Below are 22,694 nucleotides of genomic sequence, written 5' to 3' on the forward strand. Positions count from 1 at the left end.
CCTGCTAGCTTCGTTGCATGTCGCAACTGATCTGCTGGCTGCTTGTCGGTCTTGTCCATCTGATCCCCGCGCTGGCCTTGTTCCGGCCGGCGTTGATCACGCGGCTCTATGGCGTCCAGCCCGACAGCCCGCTCTTCCTGCTGATGCACCACCGCGCCGCGCTCTTCTTCGCGGTGCTCGTCGCCTGCGCCTGGGCCACCTTCGACCCCGGCGGGCGCAAGATCGCGACGCTGCTCGCCGCCATCTCGATGCTCGGCTTTCTCTTTCTCTATCAATCCTACGGGCGCCCCGCACCGCTCGCCACCATCGCTCTCGTCGACCTGATCGGTCTCATCCCGCTGGCCTGGGCAGGCTGGCACGCTTTCCAGCAGTAGGAACATCATGACCAAGACCGTCACCGTCCTTTCGGGCCTGATCCGCCCGCTCGTCGAAAACCGCCTGCCGGGCTGGGTCGAACCCCGCTTCTTCCAGTCGAAGGAAGAGGCGCTCGAACTCGCACCGCACGCCGAAATCGGGTGGTTCGACGTGTACGACAAGAAGGACATGGCGGCGGTGATCGCCGCGGCGACGAGCCTCAAATGGCTGAACTCGATCTATGCGGGAGTCGACGGCATGCCGCTCGATCTGCTCGCCGAACGCGGGACGATCGTCACCAACGGCGCTGGCATCAACGCGATCACCATCGCCGAATATGTCGTGATGGGCATGCTCACCGTCGCCAAGGGTTACCGCGAGGTTGTGCGCGCGCAGGAGCGGCGGGAATGGCTTATGGACTCGCCGGGCAAGGTCGAGCTGTTCGGGTCGAAGGCGCTGCTCCTCGGCTATGGCGCGATCGGCAAGCTGATCGAGGAACGGCTGAAGGCCTTCGCCGTCGACGTAACGGTGGTGCGCCGCTCGCCGGGAGAGAACACGCTCACCCCCGACCAGTGGCGCGCGCGGCTCGGCGATTTCGACTGGGTGATCCTCGCGGTCCCGGCGACCCCCGAAACCGACGGCATGATTAGCGCGGCCGAACTCGCGGCGATGAAACCGACCGCGACGCTGATCAACATCGCGCGCGGCAGCGTCGTCGATCAGGATGCCCTCGTCGCCGCGCTCGACGCGCAGCGGATCGCGTCGGCCTTCCTCGACGTCACGACGCCCGAACCCCTCCCCGCGGACGACCCGCTCTGGAGCCTCGACAATGCACATATCACGATGCATCTGTCGGGCCGTGCCCAGGACAAGATGTTCGTCCGCTCGGCGCAGCGTTTCCTCGAAAATCTGGAGCGCTGGCACAAGGGCGAAGCGGTCGAACCCCGCGTGGACCTGTCGCTCGGCTATTGACCCGGCGCCGCAGCTGGGGTGATCTGCCCCATGGTCGCCGAACGCTTCCTTTTCGACAATTTCATGCTCGATCCGGGCGAGCGCAGCCTGCGGCGCGATGACACGCCCGTCGACCTCAATGCCCGCTATCTCGACGCGCTGGCGCTGCTCGTCCGCGAGGCGGGCAAGCTGGTGTCGAAAGAGCGTTTTCTTGCCGATGTCTGGCGCGGCGTCCCCGTCACCGACGAAGCCCTGACCCAGTGCATTCGCACGCTGCGGCGCCAGCTTGGCGACGACGCCGCGCGCCCGCGCTTCATCGAAACTATTCCCAAGCACGGCTATCGCTTCATCGCGCCGGTCGCGATCGAGGGTGCCACGGGTAAGGCCGGAAGCCCGTCCACGCCGGGGTCGTTCGACCTGCGCCAATATGCCTTCCTCGGCGGCGCCGGGACGCTCGGCGGCGGCGTCGCCGGGTTGATCGGCGGCCTGCTTTACGGCTTCGCGGCAGCGTCGCAGCCGCTTCCGCCATCGACGGGCGCCCTGTCGGTCTTTCTCGTCCTGCTCGCGCTGACCACCGCGATCGCCCTCATCGGCGGAGCCGGCGTCGCCTTCGGCATCGCGGCGTCGGGCTTTGCCGCCGGCCGCCGCAGCCTCTGGATCGTCGCCGGGGGCGCGGCCGGCGGCCTGATCGTCGGCGCGCTGGTCAAGCTGATCGGGCTCGATGCCTTTGGCCTGCTGTTCGGCCAGACGCCGGGCGACATCACCGGCGCGCCCGAGGGAGCCCTGCTCGGCGGCGGCGTCGGATTCGGCGCCTGGCTTGCAAGTCATCGCCGGCGGCTGCGCAGCATCCTTTTCGCGGCGGCACTGGCGGGCGGGCTCGGCGGGGTCGCCGCGATCCTTTCGGGCGGGCGGTTGTGGGCCGGCAGCCTCGACCTCATCGCGCGGCACTTCCCCGCATCGCGCCTGCGTCTCGACGCGATCGGCAGCCTGTTCGGAGAAGGGGGCTTCGGCCCCCTCGGCCAGATCGGCACGGGGATACTCGAAGGCGCGCTGTTCGGCGCGTGCATCGTCGGCGCGATGACGCTCGCCCGGCGCGCACTCGACCGGTCAGGCAGCGGCCTTGCGGAACAGCAACGCCGACAGCAGCCATAGCCCGCCGAACAGGCCGATCGCCAGACAAAGCTCGCGCACGCCTTCGGTACCCGGCGACGCGAAACCGGCCGCCCATCCGCCGACAGCCGCGACCGCCTGCGCAAAGGCCGCGACGACCATCGCGCGCGCCATCCCCGCCGCGCGAAAGCGCGCGACAGCCGACGCCGCGAGGGCAATCAGGACGACGATGAAAAAGATCAGATTATGCGGCCCCTCGTCGGCAAAGATCGCCACCGCGGCATTGACCCAGATGGTCAGGAAGCCGGCAGCAATCGCCACCGCGACGCCGAAACGATAGGCAAGGCTGCCACTGGCGCGCACGCCCAGTTCGAACAATATGCCCGCGACAAGGAACATCGTCCCTGCAAAGAGGAAGTCCGATCCCGTCCAGACGACCTCGTCGCTATACTGCATCGCGATCAGGGGAACGGTAAGCAGCAGCGCTGCGCCGCTCCATCCCACGATGCGCCAGTTGATGGCTTTTTTCCCGTCACTCCCGATATCCGTGTCCATGCTATGCCTCCCTATGTGAGGCGCCCGGCGTGTCGGCACGCCGGATGAACGTCATGAGCAAATCATGAGCAATCGCTGAAAACGGTCAGGACGGACGCTCGGCCTTCAATTCGCGCACGAGCGGCTGCAACCGCTCGTCATATTTGGCGAGCATCGTATGCGCGCCCGCATGGTCGTAGAAGCTGACCAGTTCGCGCCCGTTCCAGCGGTGGAGCGCATAGGCCGGGTCTTCGGCGACGATCATCGGGCGGTCATCGGGCCTGTTCTCGTCGATCGGCCGAAGGTCGAGCGACACCTGTGGCGCGGTCGACGAGCAGATCGCGATCGTGCGCCCTTCCCACGCGACGGTGACGCTGCGGTGCAGATGCCCGCAGATCAGGCCGCGAACCTGCGGGTGGCGGCGAACGACATCGGTGAAGGTCGCGACCCACGGTTCGTCGGGGTCGGTGTTCATCCACTCGATCCCGCTTTCGACCGGCGGGTGGTGCATCACGATATAGGTGGGCTTGGCGCTGTCCTTCGCCAGTTCGGCATCGAGCCAGGCGGCGCGCCGTTCGCAAAAGGCGCCGCCGTGGCGCCCTTCCTCGAGCGTGTCGACCGTCACCAGCCGCAGTGCGGGCAGGTCGATCGTGTACTGGACGAACCCGTTGCCGTCGTCGAACCCCGGAAAGCGCGCGTGGAAATTGTCGCGCAGGTCATGATTGCCGACGCTCGGCCAGACCGGGAAGGGACAGCGCGAAAAGGCGGTGACCAGGCGGCGGTAGCTGTCGTCGTCGCCGCGATCGGTGATGTCGCCGGTGGCGAGCAGCAGGTCGGGCCGGTTCGGCCCCTCGATCAGCACGTCGAGCACCTCGTCGAGGCGCTTGCGGTTATATTCGGCCGGATTGTCCAGATCGAACCCGATATGGATATCTGTGATCTGCGCGATCAGCATATCCGTCCCCTGCTTCCGCCGGTTCGCCCCGGCGACCCAAAACCTACCCGCCCCGCCTTGCCGCGTGCAAGGCAGGTGTGCGCCATGTCACTTCGTAAAGGCCCCGCCCCCCGGTTCCTGTGATCAGGCTCACACCATAGCTAGCGGCAAGGGGTTTATTTGTGATTGCAGCGGTATTTTTCCTGGCTCCGCGCGGCGGCATCCATGGTTTGCCGCCGTCCGAATGATATTCGTGGCACATCGCGCAGGGCGATTCGGTCGCAGTTTCGACCTTCACGACACGCGCGCCGCCCTCGCCGACATGGCAGTCGCGGCACTGGCGGAGGCCCGGGACGAGCAGGTCGGTCGACGCTTTCGACGCGGGCGCGGCGGTGTGACAGTCGGCGCACGCCGTCTCCTTGTGCGCGTCATGGTCGAACCACCCTTTCTGCAGGTAGCGCGGCGTCTGGCTCACCGCCGCGACGCGCCAGCCGTTCCCGGTCTGCGGCGCAAAGATCGTGTGGCAGTCGTAACAGGCCCCGCCCTTCGAAAAGACCGCGCGCACCGCATCCTGCGCGCGGCTCGGCCGCGTCGCGACCTCGTTGAAATAGATGTTGTAGACCTGCCCCTCGGCATAGGCGCCGGGACGCCGCCGCTGCATCCCGCCAAGCTGGAGCGGCCGCGCCGGCGGGGTCGAGCGATAATAGGCGGTCAGATCCGCAACGACCTGATCGGGCTCGCCATGGCGCAGCGTCCGCGTCACGCCGCCGACGGTCTCGAACGCAAGGCTGTGGCACATCGCGCAGTCGCGCTCCATCTCGACCGGCTTCACGCGCACCCCGTCGGCCTCGACACGGTGGCAATTTTCGCACTCGAGCTTCTTGCCGAAATCGTAACGCCCGCGGAAGCTCGCCGCCATACGCGCGACGCCGCCGGTCGCCTGCAAATGCATGTCGTGCGGGAATTTGAGGCCATTATAGTCGACGATGCCTTTGGCCAGCGTGGTGCGCACCAGCTTACCGCCCGGCCCCGGCCGCACGAGCGGGCGGAATTCGGGATGGCTCGTGCCGAAATCGGCCGCATCGGCCAGCGTCGTCGGATGACCCGCCGTCTTGAGCCGCGCCGACATGCCGTCATGGCAATCGGCGCAGAATTTCTGCGGCGTCGCGGGCATCGGCCCCGCACCCTCATGCTCGGTATGGCACTCGACACAGCGCCCCTGCGGCTTGTTGAAGGTCTTGGCAAAGCCGTCGAGGATGCGCTCACCCACCCCCGGCGGATGGCGCGCGGCGAGCAGCATCGCGGTCGGGGCATTGGCGTGCGCCATGCTCATCGCCTTATGCTCGCCGGTGTGGCAATTGACGCACGCCTTGTCGGTGACCGCGACGAACGGCTCGACGTGGCACGACTGGCAGTCGTTCTTCAGGCTGGCGTGCGCGCTTGACAGCGGCCCCGACAGCCAGGCGCTGTCGGCGTGATAACCGTCGGGGCGCTCGTTGACATTCTTGTAGCTGTACCACGCCCAGATCGGCCCGATCAGAAAGGCAAGCAGCATCACCGCCGCGAACAGCCACGCCCCCATGCGCTTGCCGAGCATGACACCCTGCAGCGAAAAGGCCTTGGCCTCGTCGACATCCTTCGACGATTGCGAGAGTTCGTCGATCCGCTCGACGAGCAGGATGATCTTTTCATCCTCGCGCGCGATCGTCAGCCGGTGGCCGCCGAAACGCAGCTCGCCGCCTGCGGCACTGTCGATATCGGCGATGGTCTCGGTCCGCCCATTCAGGTCGAAGCCCAGTCCTTCGCTCGCCGTAACGCGGACCGTCCGCCCGTCAGCGCTGCCGATCGTCGCATGATGCGGGTTCACCGCCAGGTCCGCGACATGGATCGTATTGCCGGCATCGCGGCCCAGCGTGATCGTGTCGCCGGGCAGCGCCGCGTCGCGGATGATCTGCTTGCCCGTCTTGGTCGTCGCGATGCGACGCAGGATGAAGCTCATCGTCCCCGCCTCACCAGTAGAAGAAGACGCTGATGATGTGCGCCGACAGCGCCGCGATCAGCGCAAAGGTCAGCGGCACATGCACATAGAGCCAGATTTCGAGCAGTCCGCGGATCCTGAGATGCTGGCGCAGCCGCGCCAGCGCCGCTTCCTTCTGCTTGAGCAGGCCGACGACCTTTTCGCGCGCCTCGGCATCGCTGCTGCGCGACAGGGTGAGCGTGCGCAGCGCCGCCGATGTCGCACAATTGGGGTAGCGGCCCGACAGGCGCGCGGCGATCCCGCCCGCGAACGGGTCCTCGTCGAGCGCGGCGAGCACCGGCGCCGTATCCTCGGGCGTCAGCGGCTGCGCGGCGGTGTGAAGCTGGCGGTCGAAGGCGCGGATCGCCTCGAGCATCTGCATCTGCGTCATCTGCTCGCGGTTGTTCGACAGCGCCTGCGGCAGCGTCGCATAGACGATCACGCCATAGAGCCCCGACAGGATCACGAGCATCATCAGCACCCACGCCAGCGTGTGGACGTTCCAGCCGAGCTGGAACCCCGTGTGCCAAGTGCCGACGACGATCAGGCTGAGCCCCAGATAGACATGCGCCGAGGTCCATGCCTTCAGCGACCAGTGATCGCTCGTCATCTTGCGCTTGCGATAGCCCAATGCGGTGAGCCACAGGATCAGCGCCGCGCCTATCGTCCCCAGCGTATAGCCGTACCAGCTGCCGCCATTGTGCCGCGGCGTCACGTCGATCAGCGCATAGCTCACGATGATGAGCAGGCAGAGCCCGCCCGAAATCTTCGCCCAGCGGAACCCCGCATAACGCAGGAAGCCCTCGTGCCGCCGTTCGCGGACGCGCTCGACCTGTGTTGCCTTGTTGCGGCGGCCCAAGAGCCTTCTGGGAAACAGGCTCGCCATCAGTCGGTGTCCTCGTCGAGCCGCGCGATCGACAGGAATTCTTCGGGCGAGACGCGGATCGCGGCGCCCGTCGGGCAGGCGCGCACGCACGCCGGGCCACCCGAAATGCCTTTGCACATGTCGCATTTGACCGCGATCTTCTTGGGCTTCTCGTCACCCAGTTTCTTCTTGGTCCATTTGGGCGACGGTTCGCCGGGCCCGGGACCGAAGCCGGTGAGCAGCCAGCGCAGCAGGCTCGGCTTCTCGGGCGGCGCCGCCTCCATGCGGATCACGCCATAGGGGCAGTTGCGCATGCAATTGCCGCAGCCGATGCAGCCGGGCTCCATGAACACCTCGCCGTCGGGGCCGCGGTGGATCACGTTCGGCGGGCAGTCGGCCATACAGTGCGGGTGTTCGCAGTGGCGGCAGCTCGTCGGCACATGCAGGTGCGCAAAGGTCTTGCCCGCCTCGCGGTCGAGCCGCGACAGCCCTTCATGGCTGTCGGCGCACGCCTTTTCGCAATTGTCGCAGCCGACGCACAGATTCTCGTCGATCAGCAACGCGTCGGTCGCCTCGCCGAGCCCCTCCTTCATGATGAAGCTCGCGGTGTCCGAATAGAGGTCCACCGCGCTCGAATAGGTCGCTTTGCGCGATTCGATGAAACTGTTCATCTGCGCGCGTTCGGCGACCGCCGCTTCGGTCGCTTCGCGCACCTGCGGCCGCGCGGCGAGCATCTTGCGGAAGCTTTCGCCGGTCAGCTTGATCACCTCGCTGCCGACCGCCGCCTTCACCGTGGCATTTCTGGGCTGCCCGCTGAGCACGCCCATTTCGCCGAAGAAGCTGCCGGCGGGCAGGTAGCGGAGGAAGATCGGTTTGCCGCCGATATCCTTCTCGACGACCATCGATCCCGAGCGGATGACATAGACATCGTCGCCCTGCTCGCCCTCGGTCAGCACGGTCTTGCCAGCGGGTACGCGCTCGACTTCGGCGGTGTCGACGACGGGGCCGAGGTCGTCGACCGTCAGCCCGCCCTTGAAGATCTGCAGCAGCTGGCGTTCGAGCGAGATGCGGTTGATCGCGCGCTTCGCACCGGGAACCGACGCCATCAGCTTGAGCGCCGCGGTACGCGACACTTCGACGAAAATCCCGTCGGCGCCGGCGCGGATCGTCGCCCCGCGCTTGCGGCCCGAAATCAGGCCGACCTCGCCGAATATCGATCCCTGTTCGATCGGCACGGTGAAATCGGGGCCGACCTCGACCTCGGCAAAGCCATCGGCGATCGCGAACAGCGACGATCCGGGCTCGCCCTTTTCGAACACGACATCGCCTTTGCGGTAGAAGGCGACCTTCGAATCGAGCATGAATTCGCGCATCTGGAGCGGCGACACATCGGCGAAGATGCTGACGCGCGTGCGCAGATAGTCGAGCCATTCGCTGACCGATTTCTTGTCGGGCAGGTCGGCAAAGATCGCCGCCAGATCCTTTTCGTCGGCCGGGGTCAGGCCGGTGTTACCATTGATGAACTCGACGACGTCATAGCCCTGGTTCATGCAATGCTTGATCAGCGGATAGCCCGCGAGCGCGCCGATCACGAAGATACCGGGCACGGTCGATTCAAAAGTCGGCGACAGCTTCGGAAAGGCCTCGCGGTCGGGACCGGTAAATTCGATCCCCATCGATTCGACGAAACCGCGCGGCGCGACCGATCCCAGCCGCGCGACGATGACGTCGCACGCGATCTTCTCGTCACCATCGGGCGTCTCAAGCGTCAGCCAGCCGGGCTCGACCTTTTTCGGCTGCGTCTCGGTGCGGATGCTCATCAGGCCGTTCTCGCCCGCCTCCATCATGTCGGAGACATTCTTGGCCTTCGCGCGCGCGAAATCCTTCGATCGGTTCAAAATGGTGACGGTGTTTTCAAGCGCTTCCTCGGCAACGCCCAGCGCGTTTTCGATTCCAGCATCGCCCGATCCGACGACGGTGATATGCTTGTCCTTGAAATCCTCGGGGTCGTCGACCTGATAGATGATGTGCGGCATGTCGGCGCCCTCGCAGCGCATCCGGTTCGGATTGCCCTGCGTGCCGATCGCCAGCACGATATTCTCGGCGTGAAAAACATCGCCCTTCGCGGTCTTGATCGCGAAGGCGCCCTTCGCTCCCGTCACCTCGGTGACGTCGGCATGCTTGACGACGTTCACCTTGTTGTGCGCGGCGTCCTCGTCCCAGTTGCCGAGGATATATTCGCGCGCGCCTTCGGCAAAACGGCAGTCGGATCTGAGGTCGAGCCGTTCGGGAGTCGCGAGGACGCGCTTGCCCTTCTGATATTTGAAGATGGTGTCGGAGAGATGGTCGGTCTTTTCGAGCAGGACATGGCTGAGCCCGAGCTGCCCCGCGCGCGACGCCGCGCTGAGCCCCGCGGGGCCCGAACCGATGATCGCAACCTTGACCGGCTCGCTCATGCGGCCACGCCTCCGCAGCCATGGCGAAGACGCGCGATCAAGATACTGGCGAACGCATGCACGGGCATCCCATTCCCCCTTATCGCTTACCCCTAAGCGACATAATCATGGATGCGACCCGGACTATTCTGTCCTCGGCACCGAGCTATGCCCTTGATAGCGGGAAAAGGTCAACCGGAGAGGCAAAGCTGCGAGACGTTCGCAACTAGGCCGGTCGACAGGATGGAGGGTGTGACCAAACGGCTCAGCGCAACGGCCGCACCTGATTGTCGACGCCCTGCACCGAAACACGGGGCTTGCCCTTGCCGCGAACCTGCCAGGTCACGACGTTCTCCACGCCCGACACACGAAGCTCCGCACCCGGAGGCAGGATGATATGGATCTCGTTGTCGACGCCGTTGACCGTCAGGCTGGGGCAATCGCCGACAAAGTTGATCCGGTTTCCCGAACCCGACACTTCGGCGGGGCGACCGCCGCAATCGACCTCGTTCGCCTGATCGACACCGTTGATCGACGCACCGTCGCGCGTTCCCGTGCCTTGGCGCAGCTGCGCCGCCAGCGGCGCGGCGACCAGCGCAAGGCTCGTTGCAAAGGCAGGAAACAGGAACTTCAAAGCGCCGCGAGATTGGAACAAGGTCGTCTCCTTTGTTCCCCGCCTCGAAAATCCCCTTGCCGTTCAATGACCTGCAAAAACAGTCGCGTCAACCGGCGAACGCCGGCGCGCGGTCAGGCCAGTTCGAACATCGCCGCGATGCGCTCCGACTGCGTCGGCTCGAAGCGCGACCAGCCGTCGGGGCCGAGCTTTTCGAGCGGGCGGAAGCGCGCCTTGTACGCCATGCGCGCCGACCCTTCGATCCAGTAGCCGAGATAGACATAGGCCAGCCCGGCGCGCGCCGCGCGCTGGACATGGTCGGCGATGATATAGGTGCCGAGCCCCTCGCGCATCGGATGGTGCGCGTCGAAAAAGCTGTAGATCATCGACAGCCCGTCGCCCTGCCGGTCGGTCAGGCAACAGCCGACGAGGCGGCCCTTGCTGCCGTCGTCGGTCGGTTCGCGATATTCGATCATATAGCTGTCGACCGGGGTCTGTTCGACCATGTCGGCAAAATCCTGCTCGTCCATGTCGGCCATGCCGCCGTCGGGATGGCGCGAGGCGAGGTAGCAGCGCAGCAGCGCATATTGCTCCTCGGTCGCCCAGGGCTTGCACGCGGTCGCGACAAGGTCGCCGTTGCGGCGCAAGTTGCGCTTCTGCGAATTGCTCGGCGTAAATTCGGCAGCGCACACCCGCACCGATACGCACGCCGAACAATCGGCGCAGCTCGGACGATAGGCGACCGACTGGCTGCGCCGGAAACCGATGCGACCGAGCGCATCGTTGAGTTCGTTCGCGGTGTTGCCGCTGAGTTCGGTGAAAACCTTCCGCTCGGTCTTGCCCGCAAGATAGGGACAAGGCGCGGGACTCGTCACGAAAAAGCGCGGAAAACGGAACGGTGCGGACACGCGGAAAAAACCTCCGGACTGGCGATGCGGAGCCCCCCGACGCGGGTCCGACGCGTTACTTGCACCAACTATGCCGCGCGCCGTCAATGGTGCAAAGCGCATTTACCATTTTAGTCCGTCCCGTTCTGAATCAACGGGAAAATTTTGTGAATCGCCCGGTAACTTTTGTGCCGGACTGAATCAAAAATGCAGATTGGGCTCTTTTGATCGCCATCCCGACGCACGCCGGAATGACGAAATGAGATGAGGTCCGTTGTCGCCCTCAGCTGTACCCGCGCAGTTCGTCGCCGGTCAGCGTTGCGACATGAAGCACATTGGTCGACCCCGGCGTGCCGAACGGCACGCCCGCCATCATCACCAGCTTCGCGCCCGCCTTGCAGATGCCGTGGCGCAGCGCCATGCGCTTGCCCTTGGCGATCATCTCTTCGAAGCTGCCAATGTCCTTGGTCGGCACGGCATGCGCGCCCCAGAGCAGGCCCATGCGCCGCGCCGCCTCGCGCTTCGGCGTCAGCACCAGCAGCGGCGCGCCCGGCCGCTCGCGCGCGACACGTCGCGCGGTCGAACCCGACGCGGTGAAACAGATGATCGCATCGGCCGCGATCGTCTGGATGATCGTGCCCGCCGCCTCGGCGAGCGCGTCGGCGGTCGTCGCGTCGGGCGCGGTCTCGGTGAAATGCAGGCGGCGATAATAATCGGGATCGCTTTCGACCGAGCGCGCGATCGAATCCATCATCGTGACAGCCTCGACGGGCCAGGCGCCCGCTGCAGTCTCTGCCGACAGCATGATCGCGTCCGCCCCGTCGTACACCGCCGTGGCTACGTCGCTTACTTCCGCACGCGTCGGCGAGGGCGAGACAATCATCGATTCGAGCATCTGCGTCGCCACGACGACGGGCTTGCCCATGCGGCGTGCGGTCGCGACGATCCGTTTTTGCAGCGGCGGCACCGCCTCGGGCGGCAGTTCGACACCCAGGTCGCCGCGCGCCACCATCGCCGCGTCGGCAAGCTCCAGGATTTCCTCGATCCGCTGCACGCCCGACGGCTTTTCGAACTTCACGAGCAAGGCCGCCTTGCCGCCGATCAGGCGCCGCGCCTCGGCGACATCCTCCGGCCGCTGGACGAACGACAGCGCGATCCAGTCTACATGCTGTTCGAGCGCGAAGGTCAGGTCCTTGCGATCCTTTTCGGTGAGCGCCGCGAGCGGCACGACGACGTCGGGGACATTGACCCCCTTGCGGTCCGAAATCTTGCCGCCGACCTCGACCACCGTCTCGAGCCGGTCCGGCGACACGCTCTTGACGCGGAGCACCAGCTTGCCGTCATCGACGAGCAGGCGCGTCTCGGGTTCGGCCGCAGCGAACAATTCGGGGTGCGGCAGATGAACGCGCGTCGCGTCGCCCGGCGCCTTGTCGGCGTCGAGCACGAACGGCTGGCCCTTCACCAGTTCGACCGGGCCGTCCTTGAAGGTCCCGACGCGCAGCTTCGGGCCTTGCAGGTCGACAAGGATCGTCGTCGGGCGGCCCGTATCCTTTTCGAGCGCGCGGATCGCGGCGATCACCTTCGCATGCCCGGCGTGATCGCCATGGCTCATATTGACGCGAAAGGCGTCGGCGCCCGCGCGGTGCAGTTCGGCGATCATCTCCGCATTCGCGCTGGCGGGGCCAAGGGTCGCGAGGATACGGACCTTGCGCTGACGGGGGGTAAAGCTCTGAACCACAAATGCTCCGATGACTGGAATAGGTTAGGGTCGGGAACGTTAGGGCAATGCCGCCTTGCCGCTGTCTAGGCAACAACCGTATAGCTATTCAATCATTGAAGGAGGAAGCATGTCCTGCAGCGACGACCAGACGACCGGCAACGATGCCCTCGACAATCTCGACGACGCCGTCGCCGCCGCGGCCTTTCGCCGTCTCGCTCGCTTGCTCCAGCATCGTAGCGACGCGGCGAACATCGACCTGATGGGGCTCGCCGGTTTCTGCCGCAACTGCCTGGGCGACTGGATCGCCGAAGCGGGGGGCATGGACAAGGAAGCCGGCCGCGCGATCGTCCACGGCATGCCGACTGCAGAATGGAAAGCGCGGCACCACGTCGCCGCCACCCCCGAACAGCTCGCGCGGATGGAAGAAAGCATGGCCAAAAATCCTCGCGGCCATTAGGGACGCGCCGAGGGCGATTCTCGCCACATGATCATCCAATCCAGCGGAGTATAAAATGAGCGAAGCCACCGTGTCCGACGAACAGCTGCGTCTTTTCATCGAGCGCATCGAGCGTCTGGAAGAAGAGAAAAAGGGCATCGCCGACGATATCCGCGACACCTATAACGAAGCCAAGAGCAACGGCTACGACCCGAAGATCATGCGCCAGATCGTACGCCTGCGCAAATTGCCGGTCCACGACCGCAAGGAAATGGAAGCGATCCTCGACGTCTATAAATCGGCGCTCGGCATCGACTAACAGCCAACCACCAATAGATCGAGGAGAGTGACGATGTTCAGCACCACGACCAACAATATCGAGGGCCGTCCGGTCCGCGAATATCTGGGCATCGTCACCGGCGAGGTGATCGTCGGCGCAAATTTGTTCCGCGACCTGTTCGCATCGATCACCGACATCGTCGGCGGCCGCTCGGGCAAATATGAGGATGTCCTTGCCCGCGCGCGTAAGGAAGCGATCGCCGAGATGGAAGCCGAAGCCGCGCGCCTTGGCGGCAATGCGGTGGTCGGCGTCGACCTCGACTATGAAGTGCTCGGCCAGAACGGCTCGATGCTGATGGTCTCGGCCAGCGGGACGGCGGTTGTCGTTTGACGCACCGCCCTTCGCCTTTCGCGAAGAAGGCCGCCAGCTGATCGACGATGCCAACGGGTTGCTTATAAGACTGCATCAGTGGCCCGAATATGAGTTCACCGTCTCGGTGCAGCCGGCACCAGGCCATCCCAAGGCCGATGCATGGCCGCTCCGCGAACGCGCTTTTCTGGAGTTCGGCATTGAGTTCGACAAGGCGTCGAATCGCCACCGGATCAGCTTCGCGCAGGCCCATCGCAACGTGAACGACCATTATCCGGGACGCTATTCTCAACTTCTCGAATGTGTGCTGCCCTTGGTCGGCCCCTTTTTCCTGCGCGAGGCGGGCTATGGGCGAGGAAAGCCCTTCGCGCCGCCTTCCGAGCGACTGCGGCCGATGCTCGCCGAACGAGGATCGTGGTTCGCGCATCGCGACGGCGATTGAACCCGGCGGCGCTCTGACCTAAGGGGTCGCACAGTTTCTCATAGCATTTGCGGAAGACCCATGGCCGGCCATAGTAAATTCAAGAACATCATGCACCGCAAGGGTGCGCAGGACAAAAAGCGCAGCAGCCTCTTTTCGAAGCTGAGCCGCGAAATCACCGTTGCGGCGAAGATGGGCCTGCCCGATCCCGACGCGAACGCGCGCCTGCGCGCCGCGGTCAATGCCGCCAAGGCGCAGTCGATGCCGAAGGACAATATCCAGCGCGCGATCGACAAGGCCGCGGGCAACGACGGCGATAATTACGAAGAGATCCGCTACGAAGGCTACGGTCCCGGCGGCGTGTCGCTGATCGTCGAGGCGCTGACCGACAACCGCAACCGCACCGCGACCAACGTCCGTACCGCGTTCAGCAAGAATGGCGGCAACCTCGGCACCTCGGGCAGCGTCAGCCACGGCTTCGACCGGCTCGGCATGATCAGCTATGGCGCAGGGGCCGGCGACGCCGACACGGTGTTCGAGGCCGCGCTCGACGCGGGCGCCGACGACGTCGAATCGTCCGAGGACGGCCACGACATCTGGACCAGCGTCGATAGCCTGCACGAAGTCGCGAAGGCGCTCGAAGCGAAGCTCGGCGAGGCCGAGGGCGTCAAGCTCGCGTGGAAACCGACGATCAAGAGCGAAGTCGCCGACGAAGCCGTCGCGCAGACCTTGTTCAAGCTGATCGACACGCTCGACGACGACGACGATGTCCAGACCGTGTGGGGCAATTACGAGATCCCCGACGCGGTGATGGAGAAGCTCGGCTGATCATCCTCGGTCTCGACCCCTCGCTCAGCTGCACCGGCTGGGGCGTCATCCGCGTCGAGGGCAGCCGGATCGGCCACATCGCCAACGGGCAGGTGAAGACCGACGCCAAGGCGTCCCTGCCCGACCGGCTCGCCTATCTCGACACGATGCTCGCCACCGTGATCGCCGATCACGCGCCGGCGTGCGCGGCGGTCGAGGAGGTCTTCGTCAACGACAATCCGCAATCGACGCTGAAACTCGCGCATGCGCGCGGCGTCGTTCTCCTCGGCTGCGCGCGCGGCGGGCTCATGGTCACCGAATATGCGCCGCGCCTCGTCAAGAAGGCGATCGTCGGCACCGGCGGCGCGGCGAAGGAACAGGTGCAGGCGATGCTGCGCGTGCTGCTCCCCGGTGCCAAGGTCGCGGGCGCCGACGCGGCCGATGCGCTTGCGGTCGCGATCTGCCATGCGAACCACCGGCCGCGTCATTAAACTTCGTCGGCCCGCATCAAGTCCGGCATGACGAGGAAGGGAAATTGATTCCCTTTTCGTTCTCCTCGCGCTAGGCACGGGCGATGATCGCGAAACTCACCGGACGGCTCGATTCCAGCGGCGCAGGCCATGCGGTGATCGACGTCGGCGGCGTCGGCTATCTGGTCGAGGCGTCGGCGCGCACATTGGACGCACTCGGCGCGGTCGGCGGCGACGTCACCATCCATACCGAAATGCTCGTCGGCGAGGATTTCCTCCGCCTGCTCGGCTTCGCCAAGGCCGAGGAACGCGACTGGTTCCGCCTGCTCACCAGCGTGCAGGGCGTCGGCGCGAAGGTCGCGCTGGCGATCCTCTCAGCACTCGAGATCGGCGACCTCCAGCGCGCGCTCGCCAGCGGCGACAGCGCAATGATCGCGCGCGCGAACGGCGTCGGGCCGAAATTGGCGCAACGGATCACGCATGAACTGAAGGACAAGGCGGGAGCGCTGGGCGGGATTGCCGGTTCAGGGCCGTCCCTCGCGGCAACCGCAGGCCCGCTCGGCGACGCCGTCACCGCGCTCACCGGCCTCGGTTTCAAGCCCGGCGAGGCGAGCGCGGCGGTCGCGGCCGCGAGCGAGGAACTGGGTGCGGGCGCCAGCCTCGACGCGCTCGTTCGCGCGGCGCTCAAAAAGGCAGCCAAGTGACCGAGCGCACCCGTAACGCCGCCTGCCGCTGCGGCCAGCTCCGGATCGCCTGCACCGGCGAGCCGATCCGCGTCTCGGTCTGCCACTGTCGCAATTGCAAGGCGCGGAGCGGCAGCGCCTTTGCCGCACAGGCGCGCTTCCCCGCCGATCAGGTTCGCACCGAAGGCGACGCGAAGCTCTACCAACATCCGGGCGGGAGCGGCACGCTCGCGGACTTCTATTTTTGTGGCAATTGCGGCTCTACACTGTGGTTCCTCAATCACCCGGAGCTCGACAGCTATGCCGTGCCGATCGGCAATTTCGAACCAGACCATGACTTCGAGCCGCAATTTTCAGTCTATGAGGATCGTCAGTTACCTTGGGTTTGCATCCTCGGCGAGGCAATAGAGCGTTATGACTGAGCCCGCCCTCACCACCCCCCAACGCACCCCCGAGGATGCCGACGCCGCGCTGCGGCCCAAATCGCTCGCCGAATTCGTCGGGCAAGCGGCGGCGCGCGAGAATCTGCGCATCTTCATCGAGGCGGCAAAGGCGCGCTCCGATGCGCTCGACCATGTGCTTTTCTATGGCCCGCCGGGGCTCGGCAAGACGACACTGGCGCAGATCGTCGCGAAGGAACTCGGCGTCGGCTTTCGCTCGACCAGCGGCCCGGTGATCGCGAAGGCGGGCGACCTTGCCGCGCTGCTCACCAACCTCGAGGACGGCGATGTCCTGTTCATCGACGAGATCCATCGCCTGTCGCCCGCGGTCGAGGAAATCCTCTACCCTGCGATGGAGGACCGTGCGCTCGACATCATGATCGGCGAAGGACCGTCGGCGCGGTCGGTGCGGATCGATTTGCCCAAATTCACGCTGGTCGGCGCAACCACGCGGCAGGGCCTGCTCACGACGCCGCTGCGCGACCGCTTCGGCATTCCGGTGCGGCTCAACTTCTATACGCATGGCGAACTCGAACAGGTGATCTCGCGCGCCGCGCGGCTGCTGGCTTTGCCGATCGCATCCGACGGCGCGCTCGAAATCGCCAAACGCTCGCGCGGGACGCCGCGTATCGCAGGACGACTGCTGCGCCGCGTGCGCGATTTCGCGACCGTCGCCGGCCATGCGGTCGTCGATGCCAAGGCGGCCGATGCCGCGCTCAACCGGCTTGAAGTTGACGCACTCGGCCTCGATGCGATGGACCGCCGCTACCTGACCATGATCGCCGATATCTATCGCGGCGGACCGGTCGGCGTCGAAACGCTCGCGGCGGGCCTCAGCGAACCGCGCGACACGATCGAGGATGTCATCGAACCCTATCTGCTCCAGGTCGGCCTCATCGCCCGCACCGCGCGCGGGCGCATGCTCAATGCGAGCGCATGGAAGCATCTCGGGCTCAATCCGCCCGCGGGGTCGCAGGACGGGCTTTTCGATCAGGCAAAATAGGCGGATTCCCGCGGCTTTCATTCTACCAACCGGCTCCGATCTGCGACGAACCGTTCAAGAGGGGTTTGCGACGAGTCGTTGCGAGGCTATCGGTTGGGATAATGGTAAACGCCCCGCCTCCCTTCATCCCCGGCGCCTTCGTCGGGGCCGAACATCATTTCCGGGCGCGCGTCTATTTCGAGGACACCGACCTCAGCGGCATCGTCTATCACGCCAATTACCTGCGCTATATGGAGCGTGCGCGGTCGGACATGTTGCGGCTTGCCGACATCGATCAGCGCGCGGCGATGGAGGCGGGCGAAGGCGCCTGGGCCGTGACCGATCTGACCATAAAATATCGCAGCCCGGCAAAGCTCGACGACGATCTGCTCGTCGTCAGCACGGTCAGGGCGGTGCGCGGCGCCAGCGTGATTATTTCGCAGCGCATCCTTCGCGGAACTGACACGTTAAGCGGCGAGACATTGACCGACGGGCAAGTGACCGCCGCCTTCCTGTCGCCCCAAGGCCGGCCGCGCCGCCAGCCTGCGGGGTGGGCCGACCGATTTACCGCCATCATGAATGGAGAGACTTTCCCTTGCTAGACAATATCTCGCTGGCCGCCGACGCGGCGACCCTGTCCCCCGTCGCGCTGTTCCTGCAGGCCGATATCATCGTGAAGGCGGTGATGATCGGGCTGCTGCTCGCGTCGATTTACGTCTGGGCAGTGATCTTCACCCACGGGCGTGGGGTCGGCAAGCTGATGCGCGCATCGGACCAGTTCGAGCGCGATTTCTGGCGCGCGGACAATATCGACAAATTTTTCGACAAGAACAGCGGCGAGGAACTGCCGAGCGCGAAAGTGCTTTCGGCGGGGATCAGCGAGTGGCGCCGGTCGACCAAGGGCAAGACGATCGACCGCGACGGGACGCGCGAACGCCTTGGCATCGCGATGAATTCGGCGGTTGCGGGCGAAGTCGACCGCCTCGCCGAAAAGATCGGCACGCTCGCGACGATCGGTTCGGTCGCGCCCTTCGTCGGCCTGTTCGGTACCGTGTGGGGCATCATGCGCAGCTTCACCGCGATCGCGGCCGAGAATAACAGCAGCCTCGCCGTCGTCGCCCCCGGCATCGCGGAGGCGTTGTTCGCGACCGCGATCGGCCTGTTCGCCGCCATCCCCGCGGTCATCGCCTACAATGCCTTCTCGCAGCGCCTGAACCGCCTTGAATCGCGCCTCGGTCGCTTTGCCGACGGGCTGCACGCGACCTTTAGCCGCGAACTCGAGGTCGAAGCCTGATGGCGATGTCGGGACCTTCGGGCGGCGTCGGCGGCCGGCGCGGCCGCGGCAACCGCCGTGCGCCGATGGCGGAGATCAACGTTACCCCGCTCGTCGACGTGATGCTCGTGCTGCTGATCATCTTCATGATCACCGCGCCCCTGCTCGCCTCGGCGGTGCCGATCGACCTGCCCGAAAGCCGCGCCAAGCCGGTCGAGACCGAGGAGCAGGAGCCGGTGCAGCTGTCGATCAATGCCGACGACACCATCTATATCGGCGACGAGGTCGTGCCCGAGGCCGAACTGCCGGCGCGGCTCGACGCGATCGTGCGCGAGAATGAAGGCAAGGACAAACCGCGCCAGATCATGCTCCGCGCCGACAAGGGGCTCGATTATGGCCGCGTCATGCGCATCATGGGCGAGCTCAACCGCGCGGGCCTGACGCGCATCGCGCTGGTGACGACGGGCGCGAACGAGGCGCCGGCGAATGAAGCCACGGTCACCGACGGTTCAGAAACCGGGCAATAGGGTCGAGAAATGGCCGAAATACGGGCAGTGAGGGGGAATGAAGGACGCGGCTTTGCCATCGCGGTGGCAGCGCATGTCCTGATCATCGGCCTGCTCTCGGTCCAGTGGACCGCGGGCGACCGCCGCTTCGACAACCCCCCGATGGAAGTCGACCTCGTCGCCGAGACCGCGGTGGAATCGAGCGCGCCAATCATCACCGAAGCGCCGCCTTCGGCCCGGCTGGGCGAGGAAGACGCGGTCGATATTGCCGCCCCCGAACCGGTACCGGCGCCGCCGCTCCCCGAACCGGTCGTTCGCCCGACGCCGGCGCCGACCCCCAAGCAGGTAGCGCGCCCGGTTCCGACCCCGCCGAAGAAGCAGCCGCCCGCAGTGAAAAAGGCACCGCCCAAGGCCGCGCCGAAATCGGCGCCGGCGAAAAAGGCACAGACGCGTCCGACGGGGCGGCTCGACGGGATCACCGACGGGCTCGGCCGCGAACAGACCAAGGCGCCGCCGAACAAGGGCGCCCCGGCGTCGAAAACCGCGGCCGAAGTCCGCCGGTCGATCGACGTCAGCATCAAGGCGGCGATCCGCCCGCGCTGGGACAGCTGCCGCGTCAGCGGGGTCGACGTCGACCAGCTGAAGACGGTGGTCAAATTCCGCCTGACGACGTCGGGCGCGCTCGCCGGCTTCACCAGCGTCACCACGACCGGCGACAATGAAAGCAACAAGTTCCAGGTCCAGCGCCATCAGGAATGCGCCAAACGCGCGGTCGAACTCGCCGCGCCATTCGACCTGCCCGAAGAAAATTACAGCTTCTGGCAGAATTACACGCTCGATTTCATCAAGAGGTAAGAGAGATGCTCCTCCGTCCGATCAGCCTATCGCTCGCCCTGCTGCTGACCACCGCGCCGGTGCTCGCGCAGACCGCCCCGACGCCGCCCGCCGTCACCGTGACCGAGCCGCGCGAAACCATCGAGGGGACGTTGTCGCAGGAACGCACCGTCATCGGCGTCCCCGCGCTGGCGACCTCCTCGGTCCAGACCGTCGCGGGTCTGCGCACCGACAGCCTTGGCCGCCAGATCGCCGAAGTCATCGCAGCCGACCTTGAACGCAGCGGCCTTTACGAACCGATCGGCCCCAGCGGCGTGCGCGCGATCGCGCGGTCGGAGGTCCAGGCGCCGCGCTTCGCCGAATGGCAGGCGCGCAATGCCGAAAATGTCGTCCACGGCTTCGTCGATGCGGGGTCGAACGGCAGCCTCATCGTCGGCTGCTATCTCTACGACACCGCGCTCGGCAGCGAACTCGTCCGCAAGGGGTTCGAGATCCAGCCCGCCGACTGGCGCCGCGCCGCGCATAAATGCGCCGATGCCATCTATTCGCGCCTGTCGGGCGAGGCGCCCTTCTTCGACAGCCGTGTCGCCTATATCGCCGAGAGCGGGCCCAAGGGGAATCGCATCAAGCGGCTTGCAATCATGGATTCGGACGGCGGCAACCACCGCTTCATCACCAACGGCCAGGCGCTTGCGATCAGCCCGCGCTTTTCACCCGATTACAAGAAGATCGTCTACGTCTCCTATCTGAACAACCGCGTCCGCGTCTTCATCTACGACGTCGCGTCGGGGTCGCAGAAGCTGGTGACCGAAAGTTCGAACGCAACCTTCGCGCCGCGCTGGTCGCCCGACGGCACGCAGATCCTCTATTCGATGGCGGTCAACGGCAACACCGATATCTACCGTATCTCGGCCAATGGCGGCACGCCGGTGCGGCTGACCAACACGCCGGGTATCGACGTCGGCGGCAGCTTCTCGCCCGACGGCAAGAAGATCGTGTTCGAAAGCGACCGGTCGGGCGGCCAGCAGGTCTATACGATGAATATCGACGGATCGAACCAGCAGCGGATCAGCTTTGGCGGCGGCCGCGCCGCGACGCCCGAATGGTCGCCGCGCGGCGACCTGATCGCCTTTACCCGCATGGGCGGCGGCGAATTCCGCATCGGGGTGATGACGCCGTCGGGCGGCAATGTCCGGATGCTGACGAACAGCTGGCAGGACGAGGCGCCGACCTGGTCGCCGAACGGCCGCGTGCTGCAATTCTTCCGCACCTCGCCCGGCCGCGAAGGCAAATCGAGCCTGTGGCAGGTCGACCTGACCGGCGTGAACATGCGCCGCCTGCCGACCCCGCAGGACGGGTCCGACCCCAGCTGGGGCCCGGTACTACCCTGACGATGGCGGAACCAAAGGGAGGTCCTGGGGTTCCAATATCGCGTCCTGAACGGGCTTTTGGGCCCGCAAGAACAGAATCTCCAACAACAACAAGAGGACAGAAGACATGACGATACGGAAAAGCACCGCGATGATCGCGGCGATCACCATGCTTGCTGTAGGTGCCTGCGCCAAAAAGGCACCCGAGACGCTTCCCCCCGTTCCCGAAGGCACCGGCGGCGATACCGGCGGCAACACCGGCACCGGCGTCGTTCCGGGTTCGCAGGAAGATTTCCTCGCCAGCGTCGGCCTCGAAGGCGACCGCATCTTCTTCGGTTTCGACCAATATAATGTCGACGCGCAGGACCAGGCGACGCTGCAGACCCAGTCGCAGTGGCTGCAGCGCAACCCTGCCGTTCGCGTCACGCTCGAAGGCCATGCCGACGAACGCGGCACCCGCGACTATAATATTGCGCTCGGCGAGCGCCGCGCCAACGCCGCGAAAAACTATCTCGCGTCGCTGGGTATCGACCCGTCGCGCATCAGCGTCATCAGCTATGGCAAGGAACGCCCGGCCGAACTCGGCTCGACCGAAGAAGCCTATGCCAAGAACCGCCGTGCGGTGACCGTCGTTATCGGGCGCTGAGCAGCGGCCACAACGGCACCGCCACAAAGGCGGCGGTGCCGGCAAAAACACCGAAGGGGATCCGTCGCTTTCCAAGTGACGGGTCCCCTTTTTGCTGTGCGCCAAGCGCCCAGGCAATCCCGCCGAGACTTGCGAGCAACACCATCAGCGGCAACGCTTGCCAGCCGAGCCACGCCCCGATCGCCGCGACGAGTTTCGGATCGCCGCCGCCCATGCCCTCGCTCCCGCGCGATCGCCGATAGGCCCAGGCGATCAGCGCGAACAGTCCGCCGCCCGCCAGCGCGCCGACCCAGCGATCGGTCAGCGACGTCCCGAGCATCGGCCCCGCCAGCAGCAGCCCCGCGACGGCAAGTATGGCGTTCAGCCGGTCAGGCAGCCAGAAATGGCGCGCATCGAGCAAAGCCAGCGGCAGCAACATCCAGCCGAAAATCGCCCATATCCAGCCTGCCGTTCCCGGCACGATCGCCAGCGCCATTCCGCCGATCAGCGCCGCGCCCAGCTCGACGCGCCAGTGAAACGGATCGATCGCCGTATCGCACGTCCTGCAACGCCCGTGCGACGCAAGGGGCGATAGCAAAGGAACGAGATCGAGCGCCCCCAGCACCCGCCCGCAACCGTCGCATTGCGACCGCCCGAATACCGAACGCCCCGCAGGCCAGCGCAGCACCAGCGTCGCGATAAAGCTGCCGAGGATCAGTCCGGTCAGCGCGGCAAAAGCGACGCCCGCGCCGAACGGCAAGGCATCGAGGGCGGTCAC

27 protein-coding genes are annotated in these 22,694 nt (G+C 65.7%); 18 read left to right on the top strand and 9 right to left on the bottom strand.

Going from position 1 to position 22,694, the window contains the following annotated elements; genetic code table 11:
• The first annotated feature begins 17 nt into the window (after positions 1-17).
• From VGU00_RS01845 to VGU00_RS01855, 3 genes are read left to right on the top strand one after another with little or no spacing between them, the layout of a single operon-like run.
• Entirely contained in the window at positions 18-374 is a 357-nt protein-coding gene (locus VGU00_RS01845; protein WP_327464904.1) for a hypothetical protein, read from the top strand.
• A gap of 7 nt (positions 375-381) precedes the next feature.
• A complete protein-coding gene (locus VGU00_RS01850) occupies positions 382-1,326 on the top strand; it encodes a D-2-hydroxyacid dehydrogenase (protein WP_327464906.1) in 945 nt (314 codons plus the stop codon).
• A gap of 30 nt (positions 1,327-1,356) precedes the next feature.
• The gene (locus VGU00_RS01855) at positions 1,357-2,457 is read left to right on the top strand and encodes a transcriptional regulator (RefSeq protein WP_327464908.1); all 1,101 of its coding nucleotides are present in this window, start codon (positions 1,357-1,359) and stop codon (positions 2,455-2,457) included.
• Here VGU00_RS01855 and VGU00_RS01860 read toward each other — a convergent pair.
• From VGU00_RS01860 to pyk, 8 genes are all read right to left on the bottom strand, one after another.
• Positions 2,413-2,970: a hypothetical protein gene (locus tag VGU00_RS01860; protein WP_327464910.1), complete on the bottom strand. Its 558-nt coding sequence runs from the start codon at positions 2,968-2,970 to the stop codon at positions 2,413-2,415. The two genes, VGU00_RS01855 and VGU00_RS01860, sit on opposite strands and share 45 nt — an antisense overlap.
• A gap of 85 nt (positions 2,971-3,055) precedes the next feature.
• A complete protein-coding gene (locus tag VGU00_RS01865) occupies positions 3,056-3,904 on the bottom strand; it encodes a metallophosphoesterase (RefSeq protein WP_327464912.1) in 849 nt (282 codons plus the stop codon).
• A gap of 43 nt (positions 3,905-3,947) precedes the next feature.
• Complete coding sequence (locus VGU00_RS01870) at positions 3,948-5,882, bottom strand: cytochrome C (RefSeq protein ID WP_327464914.1); 1,935 nt, start codon at positions 5,880-5,882, stop codon at positions 3,948-3,950.
• Positions 5,883-5,892: 10 nt separating this feature from the next.
• Positions 5,893-6,786: a hypothetical protein gene (locus VGU00_RS01875; RefSeq protein ID WP_327464916.1), complete on the bottom strand. Its 894-nt coding sequence runs from the start codon at positions 6,784-6,786 to the stop codon at positions 5,893-5,895.
• Entirely contained in the window at positions 6,786-9,221 is a 2,436-nt protein-coding gene (locus tag VGU00_RS01880; protein ID WP_327464918.1) for an NAD(P)-binding domain-containing protein, read from the bottom strand. Before VGU00_RS01880 ends, VGU00_RS01875 begins: the two co-directional genes overlap by 1 nt.
• Before the next feature lie 244 nt (positions 9,222-9,465).
• Positions 9,466-9,855, bottom strand: coding sequence for a DUF3060 domain-containing protein (locus tag VGU00_RS01885; RefSeq protein ID WP_327464920.1), 390 nt, complete (start codon positions 9,853-9,855; stop codon positions 9,466-9,468).
• Between the two features lie 92 nt (positions 9,856-9,947).
• On the bottom strand, positions 9,948-10,721 hold the full coding sequence (locus VGU00_RS01890) for an arginyltransferase (RefSeq protein WP_327464922.1): 774 nt from the start codon (positions 10,719-10,721) through the stop codon (positions 9,948-9,950).
• 262 nt (positions 10,722-10,983) lie between these two features.
• Positions 10,984-12,438: a pyruvate kinase gene (gene pyk / locus VGU00_RS01895; RefSeq protein WP_327464924.1), complete on the bottom strand. Its 1,455-nt coding sequence runs from the start codon at positions 12,436-12,438 to the stop codon at positions 10,984-10,986.
• A gap of 109 nt (positions 12,439-12,547) precedes the next feature.
• On the opposite strand from pyk, the gene VGU00_RS01900 reads away from it, so the two are divergent.
• The 15 genes from VGU00_RS01900 to pal all read left to right on the top strand — a co-directional run bounded on the left by VGU00_RS01900 (position 12,548) and on the right by pal (position 21,937).
• Positions 12,548-12,877 (top strand): DUF1244 domain-containing protein, encoded by a 330-nt coding sequence (locus VGU00_RS01900; RefSeq protein WP_327464926.1) that lies wholly within the window; start codon positions 12,548-12,550, stop codon positions 12,875-12,877.
• Positions 12,878-12,932: 55 nt separating this feature from the next.
• Positions 12,933-13,175 carry a DUF2312 domain-containing protein gene (locus VGU00_RS01905; protein WP_192648455.1) on the top strand — a complete coding sequence of 81 codons (243 nt, stop codon included), beginning with the start codon at positions 12,933-12,935 and terminating at the stop codon, positions 13,173-13,175.
• Positions 13,176-13,208: 33 nt separating this feature from the next.
• Positions 13,209-13,526 carry a heavy metal-binding domain-containing protein gene (locus tag VGU00_RS01910; RefSeq protein ID WP_327464928.1) on the top strand — a complete coding sequence of 106 codons (318 nt, stop codon included), beginning with the start codon at positions 13,209-13,211 and terminating at the stop codon, positions 13,524-13,526.
• Entirely contained in the window at positions 13,516-13,947 is a 432-nt protein-coding gene (locus VGU00_RS01915) for a hypothetical protein (RefSeq protein ID WP_327464930.1), read from the top strand. Before VGU00_RS01910 ends, VGU00_RS01915 begins: the two co-directional genes overlap by 11 nt.
• Positions 13,948-14,007: 60 nt before the next feature.
• A complete protein-coding gene (locus VGU00_RS01920; protein WP_327464932.1) occupies positions 14,008-14,754 on the top strand; it encodes a YebC/PmpR family DNA-binding transcriptional regulator in 747 nt (248 codons plus the stop codon).
• Entirely contained in the window at positions 14,751-15,224 is a 474-nt protein-coding gene (gene ruvC / locus VGU00_RS01925) for a crossover junction endodeoxyribonuclease RuvC (protein ID WP_327465761.1), read from the top strand. The genes VGU00_RS01920 and ruvC overlap by 4 nt, the downstream gene beginning before the upstream one ends.
• 83 nt (positions 15,225-15,307) lie before the next feature.
• A complete protein-coding gene (gene ruvA, locus VGU00_RS01930; RefSeq protein WP_327464934.1) occupies positions 15,308-15,907 on the top strand; it encodes a Holliday junction branch migration protein RuvA in 600 nt (199 codons plus the stop codon).
• A complete protein-coding gene (locus VGU00_RS01935) occupies positions 15,904-16,308 on the top strand; it encodes a GFA family protein (RefSeq protein ID WP_327464936.1) in 405 nt (134 codons plus the stop codon). The genes ruvA and VGU00_RS01935 overlap by 4 nt, the downstream gene beginning before the upstream one ends.
• Positions 16,301-17,329 carry a Holliday junction branch migration DNA helicase RuvB gene (gene ruvB, locus VGU00_RS01940; protein WP_327464938.1) on the top strand — a complete coding sequence of 343 codons (1,029 nt, stop codon included), beginning with the start codon at positions 16,301-16,303 and terminating at the stop codon, positions 17,327-17,329. Before VGU00_RS01935 ends, ruvB begins: the two co-directional genes overlap by 8 nt.
• 101 nt (positions 17,330-17,430) lie before the next feature.
• Positions 17,431-17,910, top strand: coding sequence for a YbgC/FadM family acyl-CoA thioesterase (locus tag VGU00_RS01945; RefSeq protein ID WP_327464940.1), 480 nt, complete (start codon positions 17,431-17,433; stop codon positions 17,908-17,910).
• Positions 17,904-18,602: a protein TolQ gene (gene tolQ, locus VGU00_RS01950; protein ID WP_327464942.1), complete on the top strand. Its 699-nt coding sequence runs from the start codon at positions 17,904-17,906 to the stop codon at positions 18,600-18,602. Before VGU00_RS01945 ends, tolQ begins: the two co-directional genes overlap by 7 nt.
• The gene (gene tolR / locus VGU00_RS01955; RefSeq protein ID WP_327464944.1) at positions 18,602-19,108 is read left to right on the top strand and encodes a protein TolR; all 507 of its coding nucleotides are present in this window, start codon (positions 18,602-18,604) and stop codon (positions 19,106-19,108) included. The genes tolQ and tolR overlap by 1 nt, the downstream gene beginning before the upstream one ends.
• Before the next feature lie 27 nt (positions 19,109-19,135).
• On the top strand, positions 19,136-19,942 hold the full coding sequence (locus VGU00_RS01960; protein ID WP_327464946.1) for a hypothetical protein: 807 nt from the start codon (positions 19,136-19,138) through the stop codon (positions 19,940-19,942).
• A 5-nt stretch (positions 19,943-19,947) separates the two neighbouring features.
• Positions 19,948-21,312 (top strand): Tol-Pal system beta propeller repeat protein TolB, encoded by a 1,365-nt coding sequence (gene tolB, locus VGU00_RS01965; RefSeq protein WP_327464948.1) that lies wholly within the window; start codon positions 19,948-19,950, stop codon positions 21,310-21,312.
• Positions 21,313-21,418: 106 nt separating this feature from the next.
• Complete coding sequence (gene pal / locus VGU00_RS01970) at positions 21,419-21,937, top strand: peptidoglycan-associated lipoprotein Pal (protein ID WP_414713480.1); 519 nt, start codon at positions 21,419-21,421, stop codon at positions 21,935-21,937.
• On the opposite strand, the gene VGU00_RS01975 is transcribed toward pal, so the two are convergent.
• On the bottom strand, positions 21,924-22,694 hold the full coding sequence (locus VGU00_RS01975) for an A24 family peptidase (protein WP_327464950.1): 771 nt from the start codon (positions 22,692-22,694) through the stop codon (positions 21,924-21,926). The genes pal and VGU00_RS01975 overlap by 14 nt on opposite strands.

The organism is Sphingopyxis sp. (assembly GCF_035944815.1).
Taxonomy (GTDB): domain Bacteria; phylum Pseudomonadota; class Alphaproteobacteria; order Sphingomonadales; family Sphingomonadaceae; genus Sphingopyxis.